The 14392-nt window shown below is 49.4% G+C and carries 17 protein-coding genes; all 17 read right to left on the bottom strand.

The genetic code is table 11. The features are described from left to right. Positions 1–12 precede the first annotated feature (12 nt). The 17 genes from G598_RS0105130 to G598_RS0105050 all read right to left on the bottom strand — a co-directional run bounded on the left by G598_RS0105130 (position 13) and on the right by G598_RS0105050 (position 14316). Positions 13–1092, bottom strand: coding sequence for a M24 family metallopeptidase (locus G598_RS0105130; protein WP_026766039.1), 1080 nt, complete (start codon positions 1090–1092; stop codon positions 13–15). Between the two features lie 143 nt (positions 1093–1235). Further along, positions 1236–1670 (bottom strand): type II 3-dehydroquinate dehydratase, encoded by a 435-nt coding sequence (aroQ, locus tag G598_RS0105125; protein ID WP_026766038.1) that lies wholly within the window; start codon positions 1668–1670, stop codon positions 1236–1238. Positions 1671–1682: 12 nt separating this feature from the next. Next, positions 1683–1964 carry an acylphosphatase gene (locus G598_RS0105120; RefSeq protein WP_026766037.1) on the bottom strand — a complete coding sequence of 94 codons (282 nt, stop codon included), beginning with the start codon at positions 1962–1964 and terminating at the stop codon, positions 1683–1685. A 423-nt stretch (positions 1965–2387) separates the two neighbouring features. Further along, complete coding sequence (locus G598_RS0105115) at positions 2388–3620, bottom strand: peptidase U32 family protein (RefSeq protein WP_026766036.1); 1233 nt, start codon at positions 3618–3620, stop codon at positions 2388–2390. After that, positions 3617–4216 carry an O-methyltransferase gene (locus G598_RS0105110; protein WP_026766035.1) on the bottom strand — a complete coding sequence of 200 codons (600 nt, stop codon included), beginning with the start codon at positions 4214–4216 and terminating at the stop codon, positions 3617–3619. Before G598_RS0105110 ends, G598_RS0105115 begins: the two co-directional genes overlap by 4 nt. Before the next feature lie 2 nt (positions 4217–4218). Continuing rightward, positions 4219–5352: an endolytic transglycosylase MltG gene (gene mltG, locus G598_RS0105105; protein WP_026766034.1), complete on the bottom strand. Its 1134-nt coding sequence runs from the start codon at positions 5350–5352 to the stop codon at positions 4219–4221. 77 nt (positions 5353–5429) lie between these two features. Further along, a complete protein-coding gene (locus G598_RS0105100) occupies positions 5430–5756 on the bottom strand; it encodes a DUF1292 domain-containing protein (protein ID WP_026766033.1) in 327 nt (108 codons plus the stop codon). Positions 5757–5801: 45 nt separating this feature from the next. Continuing rightward, positions 5802–6218, bottom strand: a complete 417-nt coding sequence (gene ruvX, locus G598_RS0105095) for a Holliday junction resolvase RuvX (protein ID WP_026766032.1) — start codon at positions 6216–6218, stop codon at positions 5802–5804. Further along, positions 6215–6469, bottom strand: coding sequence for an IreB family regulatory phosphoprotein (locus G598_RS0105090; RefSeq protein WP_026766031.1), 255 nt, complete (start codon positions 6467–6469; stop codon positions 6215–6217). Before G598_RS0105090 ends, ruvX begins: the two co-directional genes overlap by 4 nt. Before the next feature lie 66 nt (positions 6470–6535). After that, entirely contained in the window at positions 6536–7018 is a 483-nt protein-coding gene (locus tag G598_RS0105085) for a hypothetical protein (RefSeq protein WP_026766030.1), read from the bottom strand. Next, the gene (locus tag G598_RS0105080; RefSeq protein WP_026766029.1) at positions 7015–7428 is read right to left on the bottom strand and encodes a UPF0158 family protein; all 414 of its coding nucleotides are present in this window, start codon (positions 7426–7428) and stop codon (positions 7015–7017) included. The genes G598_RS0105085 and G598_RS0105080 overlap by 4 nt, the downstream gene beginning before the upstream one ends. A gap of 73 nt (positions 7429–7501) precedes the next feature. Further along, positions 7502–8932 carry a hypothetical protein gene (locus G598_RS17110; protein ID WP_051179956.1) on the bottom strand — a complete coding sequence of 477 codons (1431 nt, stop codon included), beginning with the start codon at positions 8930–8932 and terminating at the stop codon, positions 7502–7504. Between the two features lie 45 nt (positions 8933–8977). Then, positions 8978–10354 (bottom strand): SGNH/GDSL hydrolase family protein, encoded by a 1377-nt coding sequence (locus tag G598_RS0105070; protein WP_026766028.1) that lies wholly within the window; start codon positions 10352–10354, stop codon positions 8978–8980. Further along, a complete protein-coding gene (locus G598_RS17105) occupies positions 10351–11598 on the bottom strand; it encodes a tRNA nucleotidyltransferase/poly(A) polymerase-related protein (protein ID WP_051179954.1) in 1248 nt (415 codons plus the stop codon). Before G598_RS17105 ends, G598_RS0105070 begins: the two co-directional genes overlap by 4 nt. Before the next feature lie 8 nt (positions 11599–11606). Then, positions 11607–12539, bottom strand: coding sequence for a homoserine kinase (gene thrB / locus G598_RS0105060; protein ID WP_026766027.1), 933 nt, complete (start codon positions 12537–12539; stop codon positions 11607–11609). Positions 12540–12543: 4 nt separating this feature from the next. Continuing rightward, positions 12544–13842 (bottom strand): homoserine dehydrogenase, encoded by a 1299-nt coding sequence (locus G598_RS0105055; RefSeq protein WP_026766026.1) that lies wholly within the window; start codon positions 13840–13842, stop codon positions 12544–12546. Positions 13843–13869: 27 nt separating this feature from the next. Further along, positions 13870–14316, bottom strand: a complete 447-nt coding sequence (locus G598_RS0105050) for an ACT domain-containing protein (protein ID WP_014424166.1) — start codon at positions 14314–14316, stop codon at positions 13870–13872. Between the last annotated feature and the right edge of the window lie 76 nt (positions 14317–14392).

The raw sequence follows: 14392 nt of genomic DNA, 5'->3' as shown, positions 1-14392 counted from the left end.
CCATTACTTTACTTACCGCGCACCAAGTTCAATAAGTTCTTTCGGCGCCTTGGTCAGCGGTTCACAGCCCGTTTCCGTCACGAGTACCGTATCTTCGATACGCAAACCGCCCCAGCCCGGCAGATATACACCTGGTTCATCCGTTACCAACATCCCCGGCTGCAGAGCTTCACAAGTGCTCTTGAGGGACAGGCGCGGTTCTTCATGGATTTCCAGACCAAGGCTGTGCCCTAAACCATGACCAAAATACTGTGCTAAATCGTATTTCGCTAGATTTGCCTGCACAGCTTCATGGACGGATTTTCCCGATACGCCCGGTTTAATTTTGTTCAAGCCCAGGAGCTGCGATTCCAAAACAGCCTTATAAATCTTGCGCTGTTTTTCATCAGCCTTGCCCATGCAGATGGTACGGGTGATATCCGAAGCATAACCGCCAAAGAACGCACCAAAGTCCATGGTGACAAACTCGCCTTCATTAATGACCTTGTCCGTGGCGATACCATGCGGCAGACTGCCACGCACACCGGAGGCCATAATGGTCGTGAAGGACGGGCCTTCGGAGCCGTTTTCACGCATGCAGTTTTCCAGATGCGCCGCCGCCTGCACTTCTGTCATACCCGGACGTATATAGGTCAGCATATCGGCAAAAGCAATGTCCACAATCTCGCAAGCCTTGCGGATATTGGCGATTTCCTCCGCGTCCTTAATCTGACGCAGGGTATCCAGCTTCAACGGCGTATTGAATTCACAGCCATCTAGCAGTTCGCCGAGTTTGGCATAGTAATCATAGATAATGGCATTGCCTTCAAAGCCAACCTTCTTAGCACCAATCTTCTTCACACACTCGGCAGTCTTAGCCAGCAAACCATCTTTCTGTTCTACAATCTCAAAAAGCGGCGCCTGCTGACCAGCCTGCTCCGTATAACGGCTGTCCGTAATCAGCATGGCATCGTTCATACCGATAACCAACGTGGTATCATCACCACGGAAACCACTGAAATAGTGAAGATTCACATACTTCGTAATGATTACTGCGTCCAAGTTTTTCTCTGTCAATACAGCTCGTAAAGCCTGTAACCGACTTTCTTTCATGAATGGGTCAACTCCTATAAAATACTGCAAATTCCGGCGCCCAAGGAAGGGCGCCCGCGACTTTTAAATCCCTGGAAGGGATTTATAGTCGCTGTTTCTTTTGGTCCTTTTCTTTGCACCAAAGAAAAGGACATAGATACGCATCAACTTAATTTGTAGATAATGGCTTCAAGGGCGGCTAAGTAACTCTCAACTCCCAGTCCGCATATCTGCCCCATAGCCACCGGCGCCAACACCGAATTATGCCGGAACTCCTCCCGCTTGTGGATATTCGAGATATGCACCTCGATAAGCGGCACTTCCACCGCCGCAATCGCATCCCGCAGGGCAATGCTGTAATGGGTAAACGCCGCCGCATTGAAGATGATATAATCATACACACCGCGTGCCGCCTGAATCTTATCCACCAGCACGCCCTCGTGATTGGACTGGAAACAGTCAACTTCGATACCTGCTTCCTGCCCCCGCTTCTGCAGCATTTCTTCAATGTCCCGCAAGGTGGTGCTGCCGTAAATCTCCGGCTCGCGCGTTCCCAAAAGATTAAGATTCGGCCCGTTTAATACCAATACTTTGTGCATCTGTCCGCCCCCTTAATAGTGAATTTCAAAACGCTGTTCCATAGCCACAACATCACGAACTTCCAAGCCAAAACTCTGCACCTTGATAAAGTAATTTCCCTCGCGGATAATAGCCTCCAAACGGTCAATAGCCGCTTGCGAACCTTGCAGTTCCATCGTCACGGTGCCATCCGACATATTCTTCACCCAACCGGTGATGCCCAGTTCCATTGCGTTCTGCTGCACAAACATCCGAAAGCCCACGCCCTGCACTCTGCCTGTTGCCGTGCCAAAATAACGAACTAAATCTGCCATCATAATTACCTCCTCCAAGGTGCAACATTACAAATCTCAAGCTATATTGTACTATTTTCGCAGACTAATGTAAACCGTTAGATTATAATAGGGGTAACACCTCATCCACCACATTGCGGTCCCTCTCCGGGAGTCCACTGGACTTCCGCTCTTGCGCGCCCACTTAAGGGGAAGGCTTTTCGTTTACTTTTACAAATATGGTGGCAGTAAGCGCGGCGGGGCAGAGTAGTTGTTGGGAGCGTGTGACTGGAAGCGTTAAGAAACTATTTTTTGCCATACCATTATTTTATCTGAAAAAGCATACTGTTTGAGCGTAGCGAGTTTTTGCTTTTTCAGATACTTGATTAAGGGCAAAAAATAGTTTTAGCTTCTAGTCAATAGCGGACAGCAACTACTCTGCCCCGCCGCGCGCCTTCAACGGTACTATTTAGCAATAATATCGCGCCGCAAGATTGTATATTCCTCCACCGGCTGTTCCATCTTCATGCGGATAATCTGCTGCGGATGCGGTGCCACGGAGATTTCCTCATTATTTTCGTTGTCAATCATCGAGGTAATCTTCTGCCGGTAAAGCGGCCCTGTCGGCTGGAAGACTTCAATCTCCTGTCCCACTTTCATATTGTTACGCTGTTCTACAACAGCATAACCAGTTGCCGAGTCATAGGAGCGCACAAGCCCCACGAAATCCGAGGTCTGGTCATAGGATGTCTTGCCGTAAATCTGGTCATCCGCATCGGGCTGATGATAATAGAAGCCCGTGGTATAAGCCCGGTGAGAAACCTTTTCGAGCTCGTCCATCCATTCCTTTTTGACCGTAAAATTCTTCGGGTCAGCAAAATAGCTGTCAATAGCCAGCCGATAAGCTTTCGTAACACTTGCGGCATAGTGGACGCTTTTCATGCGGCCTTCGATTTTGAGGCTGTCCACGCCACTTTCGATAACGTCTTTGATATGCGGCATCAGGCACATATCCTTGGAGTTCATGATATACGTGCCCCGGTCGTCTTCCTCAATGGGGAAGTATTTACCCGGACGTGTTTCCTCGACTAATGCATACTTCCAGCGGCAGGACTGCGCACAGCTGCCACGGTTGGAATCGCGTCCCGTAAAGTAATTGGACAGCAAGCAGCGGCCAGAGTACGAAATACACATGGCCCCATGCATAAACATTTCCAAATCCACATCACATTTCTCACGAATTTCGCGGATTTCCTTGAGGCTCATTTCACGGGCCAGCACGACGCGTTTAGCCCCCAACTCTTTCCAGGCATTGACCGTCGCCCAGTTGGTATTGTTCGCCTGCGTGCTGATGTGGAGTTCCATAGCGGGAATCAGCTTGCGGCAGAGCATAAATACGCCCAAATCAGCCACGAGCAGGGCATCTACGTTAATTTCCTGCAAGTAGCGCAGATAATCCGGCAGTTTTTCCATATCGCTGTTATGCGGGAAGATATTGACCGTCACATAGACCTTTTTCCCGCGCGCATGGGCAAAATCCACAGCTTCTTTCAGTTCCTCATAGGTGAAGTTGCCGCCAAAGGCACGCAGGCCAAAAGCCTTGCCACCTAAGTAGACCGCATCAGCACCATAGAGAACCGCCATTTTCATCTTTTCCAAATTCCCGGCAGGTGCCAGGAGTTCAGGTTTCTTTATCATGTATCCAATCTCCTCGTGACGGCGAGTCCATCGCCGTTTTCCAGTATTTCCGTTACATAGGGCGGCTGGCTGACCAACGCGATATACTCCCGCAGGCGTTTGACAATTGTCTTAAACCGCCGCGGCGTAGGCACATCGCCCTTGACATAGCCGCGAAACAGCACGTTATCCGCCAGAATCACGGCCTTATCGGCCAGCATTGGCTGTATCTTGTGGAAATAGTCCACATACTGCCCCTTAGCCGCGTCAATAAACACAAAGTCAAATTTTTGACCGGTCAATTGCAGTTTCAGCAGATTTTCTGCCGCGTCGCCGCCCATAATATGAATCCGGTCAGCGTATGCTGACCGGTCAATATAGCCCTGTGCCGTCTTTATCCGTTCGTCACTGAGCTCTAATGTCATGATGTCAATATCTGAGGCACCATTTTGCGCCATGAGCAGGCTCGAATAGCCGATGGCTGTGCCGATTTCGAGTACGCGATGGGGCTTTGCCTCCTGCACAACCTGCAGGAAGGCCTGCCGCCCGCGTTCGTTGATGATGGGAACATGATGGAGAGCAGCAAAGTCCTCCATCTCCCGTAATAATTCTTCCAAATTTATCGCACCTGTTCTACAATCTGCTGATGTTCAGCGTAGGATTTTGAGTAGTGATTATGGCCCTTGCGGTCAGCCACGAAGTACAGATAATCCGTATCCGCAGGATAGAGTACTGCCTCAATGGCCGCCATGCCCGGGCTGGCAATCGGCCCCGGGGGCAGGCCCTTAATCTGATACGTATTATAAGGAGACTCAATCTTCGTATCCTTGATGCTCACATCTTCCTTGGGCGCATCCAAGAGATACTGAATCGTGGTATCCGTCTGCAGGGGCATGCCGATTTTCAGCCGCTTGAAGAAAACCTGCGCGATAATCGGCCGGTCTTCTTCATACATGGCTTCTTTCTCCACCAGGGAGGCCAATGTAATCAGCTCATGAATGGAGAGGTTCATCTCCTCTGCCCGCTTCCGCATTTTGGGCGTCAGCCGGTTATCCATATCCTCAGCCATCATCTCCAGTATACCTTCAACCGTCGGGTCATCATGTAGCACATAGGTATCGGGGAATAAAAACCCCTCGCAGGCATAGCGAATATCTTTGTCCCGCTTGATATAGCTGTAAGGGGCAAAATCCTTGGCCTTGCACAAAAACTCATCCTCGTCCACCAATCCTTCATCACTTAGGCGTTTGGCGATTTCCTTGATACCAAAACCTTCGGGAATGGTGAACTTAACCTGAGTAGTTTCCCCGTTCACCAGCTTATTGATGATTTCTTCCGGCGGCGTATTGGGCTTGAACGCATAGGTGCCGGACTTGAACTTATCCGCCGCAGCGCTTTTTTTCACCTGCAGCCAAAAAGCCTTTTTGTTGGTGATAATCCCATGCTTGACGAGTTCGTCACTGATATCACTGGCACTCATGCCCTTTTTGACCGAAAAGAAGATGGTCTGATTGGGGTCAAGATTCTTCGGTGCTGCTTCATCGGCGGTATTAAATGCGAGTACCACCGCCAGCGCAATGACCACAACAAAGGAAACACCAATAGCTGTCCAATGTTTCCAGGTCAGCGAATGGAAAAAATCCGTCCCCTTCTTCATCCCATCGTGGATATTTCCGAGCTCCACATCTTCGCCATTCATCCATTTTCCCAGCTTATCCTTAAACTCCCCAATTTTGGATAGCAAATCCCCCACACCAACATCTCCTGTCCTATTTTTTCGGCAAAACGAAAAACTGCCATTCTGCAAAGAATGGCAGCTTATTACCTATTTTACTCCTGTTCCGATTCTTCAACCAGAGCGTCGTAGGCTTTCTGTACCGCCTCGAATTCCTCATCGGTGGGCTCGACGTACTCGTCTTCGCCGTCAGCACCCTTGACGATTTTGGCGATGATGACATCTTCGTCCTCATCTTCACAGCCACAGCCGCAACCGCAATGCTCATGACCATCTTCGTCGTTATGAATGCCAATCAGCAGTGCATATTTTTCGTCGCCTACGGGGATAATCATTTCTTCCTCGTAATAGTATTCGTTGCCGTCCTGATCGGTCATTACGACAACAACGCCATCTTCCTGCATATCTTCTTTATTTGCCATGTTTTTCACCTCTGTAGATTAATTGACAATTTATTTTATCCTATCTCAATGAAGACTGTCAAGCCAGCCTTGCAGGATAAATACTGCCGCCATCTTATCAATGACCTTGCGCCGCTTCTTGCGAGATACATCCGCTTCAATCAGCGAACGCGTGGCCGCAACGGTGGAAAGGCGTTCATCCCAGAAATGCACGGGCAAATCCGGATGGCGCTTGGACACCTCTGCCATAAAGTCTTTGACAATCTGGCAGCGTTCCCCTTCCGTGCCATTCATATTTTTCGGATAGCCGGAAACCAGCTCGTCCACTTCATACTGCGCAATCAGTTCGTCAAGCCGGTTGAGGTCAGCGTCGAGCTCACCACGGCGGATGGTTTCCACGCCCTGAGCCGTGAGCCCCAATAAGTCACTTACGGCAATACCGACCGTGCGGTCACCAATGTCTAACGACATGTATCTTTTCATTTCTTCAGTTTCTCCAAATAGGAACGCACCAGTTCCTCCAATAATTCATCTCGTTCCAGCTTGCGGATAAGACTCCGCGCTTCCTTGTAGCTGGTCACATAGGCCGGGTCCCCGGACAGCAGGTAACCTACCAGCTGATTGACGGGGTTATAGCCCTTTTCTTCCATAGCGGCACTGGCCTGACGAATAATCGTCTCGGCTTTGCTTTCCTCGCCGCCCATTTTAAACATCATAGTTTCTTCACTAACCATGAGAATCCCCCCTGAACTGTTTACTATGATATATCATACCACATTTCAGCGATAATTCCTACTAATTTAGGACGGGAAGACTGTCCAAAGTACCAAAAGGACGCCCAAAATCAATTTGCCGCCAATAGCTGCCAGCGACAACAGATTCCAACCGGATTTGATATCGTCAATGCTCTCCGTCAAAATTGCCGAAATATCGGCACCTTCCGCCCGCAGCCCCCGATAACGGTAAATATTATGTGCCAAATCACCAGTCAATGCCGCAATGGAAATATAGAATACAGCGAGCTGCCAGGGACGAAAGTCCACATACTGGTAAGCCAAAAACATGCCCACACAGTCAAAGATGAGCAGAAGTGCCCCAATCAGGATAAACATACGACTGATGAACTCGCCGGAAAACATCTTCCCCATAGCATCCAGTTCATCCCGCTGCTCTTTTTGCCGTTCGTCATCTTCATCAGCACCCAAGCGCTCCATTACCATCTTCAAAGATGCAATCGAGGTAAGCAGCCAAAAAATCGCATAACACTGTACCATTACCGTCATTGTTCTTCATACTCCAAATCGTTTTCATCACAGTAATCACGGGCAACATTCAGGAAATACTCCCGCTGAAACTTTTCCCAGGCAGATTTTAGCAATAAGTGCTTAATCTGCTGTCGGAATTTCAGCTGAGCACCAGGATTGCGCAGAATTTCCTGCAAACGCGTCTTAACATCGTCCCGCTGCGTAGCAGCAAAACTTTCCATCAGATTATGCCCTTCACTGTCTACCATATTGGGCAGTGGGATATAATGCTCCCAATCATCCTCTATCTCAAAGACATGATTCAGGGTTTCTTCCTCACTAAAATCATCCCGCATGATGATGACCTTGCCACTGGCAATATCGATGTAGCCCTGATGCATGTCCGACTGGGACAGCGCCTTGGCTAATTCCTGTAAATTAACTTTCATGGATAAAACCTTACCTCCCGCTTGCAATGTATATCTATTGTCCATCATTTACGATAAAAAAGCAAGCGCGTATTTACTTATTATGCTCATATGTTCCCAACAGATTCCCCATATTGTCCTGTAATCTTACAGGGCTCAGCGTCAGCTTGCCCTCCTTCACCTGCAAGGCATCCGTATGCATGGAAAATCCGGCAAATTCAATGACCACATCATCAAATTTCAAATCCCGATAGCCCTGATGGAACTTGCCGGAAATACGCTTGAAAGGCATTATCTTATAGCGGCCTTCTCCCGAAGTAAATTGGCCATAAGATGAGGTTTCCCGGCCACTGCCTTTGGACTCCAAATACATATCCAAATCCACACTGCAGTAAAAATGGCTGCCGCGCAAAGCCTGCTCTGTCTGCAAGCCGGTTCCTTTTCCATGAATACGATAATAGCGGGTGTCCAAATCATAAACGCCCTCCGCCCGCAGTTCTCCACCATAGACATTGGCGAGCACATCACTGAACTCCAGGTGAACACCATCATAATGAACATTGCCCATCACGTTTTGAAACGTCAGCCCGGGAATATGCAATTCCTGCATGATTACCTGCCCATTGCCATTTATATCGTTCAACGGCCCGGTCAAGTGACTATCCAGCGTCATCTTATCGTGAATATTAACCCCTAAATCCAGCGATGACGGATCAACATCATAGAAGCTGATACGCAAATCACCAGTCGGCATATCTGAACCATGAAAATCGACTTTTCCCTTGAGCTTCACCCCGCTGCCAATCATCGTACCACCGAAGCCGCCGGTATTGAGCTCAATTTCCATTGCCTTATCGGTGTTGATATCTGCAGTAAGATTCGCCCGGGACAGGAGATAATGCCGTTCCTTGAAGAAAACCTCCATACGGCAGTCCACAAAGTTTAACTTCATGCGGATTTTTTTCCCTTCCCGGTCAAAGTTGCTCCACTGATTCGCCATCTTCTCCGCCCGTTTGCGGCGGCGGAATTCACCAATTTTCTTGCGTTCTTCCTCACTTTTCCCCGCCAGGCTGACCTTCATCCGCCAGTCTTGATCTTCTTCCTTCACCTGTTTCATCGCTCGCGAATTGCGAATAAAATCCACAGACATATCATCTGCCAAATGCACGGAGACTTCAGCATTTTTCAGGGTCAATTCCTGAATGGTCGTGGATTTTATGTGTCCCGTCACCACATCCCAAATCCGTGCGCGAAAATACCCTTCCGGCACACGCAGGATAAGCCGGCCTTCTTCATCCCGCCATTCCAAACCGGTAAAATTCACATCACCGGTAATATGGGCGACAATTTTTTCCGCCGTGATATTCCCTTTGAGCATATCCTGCTCAGCCATAGCCTGATTAAAGATGGCCGCTGCTCCCCGGCTAAATACTTCCAACACCAGAATAACAGCAACAGAAATTACTGCTGCTGTTATAAGCAATGTTTTTTTCCAATGACTGCGTATCCAAAATAGCATAGACATATTGTTAAACCTCATCTACAAGACTGTACGCCTAAAAGGAAAAATTTAATATTCATTCTGATAATCCACCAGCATCTTATCTGCCATTGCCTTTACCTGCGGCCAGACAGCATTGATTTTTTCCGCCATCAGTTTTTTGCCATTGGCATCCGGATGCAGGCCATCTAAAGCATATTTCACCGGCAGCTTATTATTTTGATAAGTAAATACCGCAGCTGTATCAATATACACCTGTGTACGGATAAAACGATTCACTGCATCAAACCGCTGGGCATAGTCAGGAGCTGTTTCCTCCTTGAAGATATGCTGAATACTTTCGGGATTAACCATCGGCAAGGTCATGAGTATCGGTGCGATATTGTTTTCGAGACACTTGCGCTGAATTTCCTTCAGGCAGTCTATGACCACTTGCGGGTCTTCCCCTGCCCGCAAGCTGTTGCTGCCCGTCATAATCAACAGATAATGGGGCTTAAAGGGAAGCACGTCCTTATCAAAGCGGTCACGCGTCATCTGCGCGGTATCCCCGCTCTGCGAAAGATTTACTGCCGGAAAATTCAAGTAGGTCAGATAGCTGAATTCAAAGTCTGCCGGTCCAAAGGAGAAGTGCCCGCCGCCATGGCTGATGCTGTCGCCGAGCACTCCGACTTCCCACTTATCGAGCGGCGAAACCTTGTAATACTGCGGCTCTGACCAGGTTCCCAAAACATTTCCATTCTGATCAAAGGACAGCACACGCCAATAAAAACCGTTTACCAATGGCCGGGGAGATGGGTCATAGAGCTCAGCCATATCCGCAAACAAGGTCGCAAACGGCTGTGCATTTTCATTTACCTGCGGATTTTCATGGTAAAGGGCTACTTCATAGCTCTTGGCACCTGCCTGCTGCACCCAATGATAAACCGGATACAACAGCACCGTACCATTTTTACCCGAATACTCCGTTACCAGCAGCGGAGCATTCATGGGCGCAATATCCGGGCTCGTCCATAATTCTGCGGGTGCCGTAAAGGGCGTCATGGGATTCCCATCGAAATCCATCGACCGTACACGCCAGTAAATGGGGCGTTTTCCCAATACATCTTTGGCAAACTCCTGCAAAGGCGGGTTATAACGATTCTGATATACCCGTCTGGTGCGGTAAACAGCTGCTGTCGACTCGCTTTCTGCATCTAAAAAGAACGGCAGCGAGGTAAAAAATTCCACTTCATAAAAAACCGCATTGACATCCTTTTCCCATTCCAATACCGGGGAATAGGATACAGGAGCATGCTGGCTGGTTTTCAGCATTTTATCCCCTGCCGGTATGGCGTTGGCTTTTAACTGAGCCTGATAAAAAAGAATTCCTCCCATTGTACCGCCAATAATACAAGTGGTAAGAGCAATAATCACAATATAAGTGCGTCGTTGACGCCACCAGGTCATAATTTTTTGTCTCCTTGATTACGATGTTTTAACGCTTGATATACCTTTACTTGCTGACTCCGCACCCAATCACCAATTGCTGCTCCAGTTAAAGCATTCGGTGCCTGACTGCCATTTACCTGTTGCATTCGGGCAAGAATTGCCGGAGCCTGTTCCAAATAAAAGGGCAAGCTGTGATGGTCAGCCCGGATAACGGCTTGAAATTCCGCCATTGTCAGCGGTGAGGAATTTACTTTCAGCAGCAATTCTGTAATCTTGCCCGCCTTGGTGAGTCTGGGTGCCCGCATATGCTGCTCAATAACGAGCAAACCTCCCTGCAGCCATTTTTTCGGCAGGGTCATGCGCTGATTCCACTTCCGCAGTACATCCTGCCCACGAACCTCATGGCCATAATGATGTGGGAGCATTTCTGCCGGCGTTTCCCCCTTGCCCAAATCATGAACAAGGCCGCAAAAACGAGCCAGCAGGGAATCCGTCTCTGCCGCCACCGTATCCACAACCAGCATGGTATGTTCAAATGCATCCCCTTCCGGATGAAAAGCTTCCGGCTGAGTCTTGCCGATTAACTTGGCTAGTTCCGGAAAAGTCACATCAAGAAGGCCTGTTGCCTGCAGGGCACGGAAAAAACGGGAAGGCCTTTCTGTCATCAAGGCCCGCTTGAGTTCCTGCAGAAGCCGTTCAGCCGGTTCCCCTGCCAGTTCCTCCTGGCAGGCCTTCATTGCCGTTTTGGTTTCCTCAGCCAGGGTGAAGTTAAACTCTGCAGCCTGCCGGGCAGCTCTAAGCGCCCGCACCGGGTCTTCCGCAAAGTGATGGGACACCGGGCGGATTATGCCCTGCTCCACATCATGCCTTCCCCCATAGAAGTCAAAAATCTCTCCTGAGGGCAGTTCCATCGCCATGCTGTTGATGGTGGTATCCCGGCGATATAAATCTTCTTCGAGTGTTACCTCACGGCCATACTCCACCACAAAACCACGATAGCCTGCCCCCTGTTTTTCTTCCTTGCGGGCAAAAGCCACCTCGGCATGGTGACCGTCAATCTCCACGAGATACACGGGAAAAGCCTTGCCGACTCTTGATGCTTTTGGAAATACCTGTTGAAATTTTTCCTCGTCAATGCCGGCCACCATATAATCCTTGTCGTGGGCGGGCATCTGACGCAAAAAATCCCGCACCCAGCCGCCCACGATAAACACGCGGGCGCCTGCAGTGCGGACTCTATTTACAAATTCGTTTTCAGTCATCATTTACTTCATCTGTCATTCACAATATGTGCCCCACGGGTATCCAAATCCAACAGCAAAATATCTGCCGTCACCCCATGGCGGGCAAATGTCTCCTTCATCGCCTGCCCCACAGCTTCTTCCACATGGCGGCGCTGCAGACAATAGGCAATAAGACACGGACCAGCACCACTCAGACTGGCGCCCAAGGCACCTACCTTTTTTGCGGCATTGAACACATCATACATGCCGGGAATCAGTTTTGCCCGATACGGCTGATGCAGTGCATCTTCAAACACATTGCGCAGGAATTTTTCATTGCCCTTGCAAAGCGCTGCTACGAGCATACCGGCACGGCCAATATTGTTGATGGCGTCCTTCATGGATACTTCCTTGGGCAGGACTTCCCGTGCCTTTTTCGTGGACAGAGGGAAATCAGGCACCGCCACCACAAGTTTTAACCGCATTTTGGGAATCAGCGTAAAGCACTCCACATCCCCGCGGGTTACGGTGCTGACGGTAAAGCCGCCATAGATGGCCGGTGCTACATTATCCGGATGCCCCTCAATCTCGGTCGCGAACTGCAACAGTTCCCGACGGGTAAAGCGGTTGTTGATCAGCGCGTTCGCGCCCTTCAGCCCCGCTACAATGGCTGTAGCACTGCTGCCTAAGCCACGGGACAAGGGCACATGATTATCCATATGGATGACCGCTCCTTTATAGGTATCAGACATACCTGCTTTTTTGAGCAGATACTGGACTGACTGCCAGACGATATTGCGCTCGTCACGAGGGATATTTTCGGCGCCGGCACCGTCAATCGTTATACGACAGCCGGGATCCTCCGTCAATCTTAACTGCAAGTCATTGTAGACCGTACAAGCCAGCCCAATGGAATCAAATCCCGGCCCGCAGTTGGCACTTGTTCCCGGGACTCTAACCCAGATGCTGCGACTATCCACTGACTTACCCCCGTTCCTGCTCAACACGAATGACACTGCGAATTTCATCTACCACGGACAGCGCCTTGAGCGACGCTAAAGCTGCCTCAATCTGCGCATGCTCCACGCGGTGGGAAATCGCCACGATTTCGGCATGGTCAACGATGTTCCGATGCGTCTGAATAACGGATTCCAAACTTACACCGGCATTGCCGAAAGCTGTAGCCACATAACCCAATACACCGGGCTTGTCGTCTACGAGCAGGCGCACATAATAGGAAGACTCCGTCTTCTCAATGGGGCAGATGGGCTTTTCTTCATAGCAGGTGCAGCGTACCCGGCCAAAATTATCGCGCATGATATCACGGGAAACGTCAATCACATCCGCGACCACTGCCGATGCCGTAGGCAGGGAACCTGCGCCCTGGCCGTAGAACATGGCATCACCGATGGCATTGCCCTTGACAAAAATGGCATTAAACACGCCATTGACTGCAGCCAACGGATGATCCTTGGGCAGGAATACCGGATGTACCCGCACATCTACACCATGCTCCTGCGTTTCCTTGCCCACAGCCAGCAGTTTGATTACATAACCTAAATTCCGGGCATATTCGATATCATCGGGAGTAATCTTCGTGATACCTTCTACGGACACATCTTTGAGTTCCACACGGGTATTAAAGGCCAGCGAGGCTAGTATTGCCGCCTTGCGCGCTGCATCGAGCCCATCCACATCGGCAGAAGGATTGGCTTCCGCATAGCCTTTTTCCTGTGCCTCTTTCAAGACACTGGCATAATCGCTGCCGCATTCCGTCATTTTCGTGAGCATATAGTTGGTCGTACCATTCACAATGCCCATGATTTCCGTAATCTGATTGGCCGTCAGGCACTGCTTGAGCGGCGTAATGATGGGAATACCGCCGCCGACACTGGCTTCAAAGAGGAAGTCCACATCCTTTTCTTCGGCTTTGGCAAACATTTCCTTGCCGAACTGTGCCACGACATCCTTATTGGCCGTAACGACATTCTTGCCGGCTTCCATAGCCCGCAGCATATAATCCTTGGCCGGATTGAGTCCGCCCATCAGCTCGACAACGATTTCGATTTCGTCATCATTCAAGATGTCTTCAATCTTGTCCGTGACCTGATAGCCCGCCAAAAAAGGGCGTACCTTACTGCAATCGCGCACCAGAACCTTTTTAATCATCAGTTCTGCTCTCACGCGCTCGGTAATTTGCTGCCGATTCATCTCCAGCACTTTAATCACGCCGGAGCCAACAGTTCCGGCTCCTAATAAGCCTATCTTAATAACCTTCTGCATACGGTACACCCCTTTTCAACTATTCAATTAAGCCTGACCAAGAACTTCCAGACGCTTCACGCCATCAACCATGCGCAGCTTATCGAGCAAAGCTTCGAGGTCTACGCTGAGGTTCATGGTTTCAATGGATACGGTAGCATTAGCCACGCCCTGCAGGGGAATCCCCTGATTGATGGTCATAACACTGCCGGAATCCTGCGAAATCGTGTTCAGGACACTGGAAAGTACACCCTTCTTGTGTTCAAGCAGGAACGTCAGGGTGACAATCTTATTCTGGCTGGCTTCGTAGAAGGGGAACACATAATCCTTGTACTTGTAATAAGCACTGCGGGACAGCTCCATTTTCTCCACGGCTTCGTTGATGGTACGGGCATCGCCACGTTTGAGCATTTCTTTTACTTTGATGGTTTTCTTGATTGCTTCCGGAAGAATTTCTTCACGGACGAGGAAAAATCCGCTTTTCTGTTCGTTCATATATTACGCCTCCAATGGATAATTTTCTACTGACAAAAGATAGTATACCACATTATGTATACATTTGTCATCCCAA

It is taken from the genome of Selenomonas ruminantium subsp. ruminantium ATCC 12561 (assembly GCF_000424065.1).
Lineage (GTDB): Bacteria > Bacillota > Negativicutes > Selenomonadales > Selenomonadaceae > Selenomonas_A > Selenomonas_A ruminantium.
This window is presented reverse-complemented; position numbering and strand designations above follow the sequence as displayed.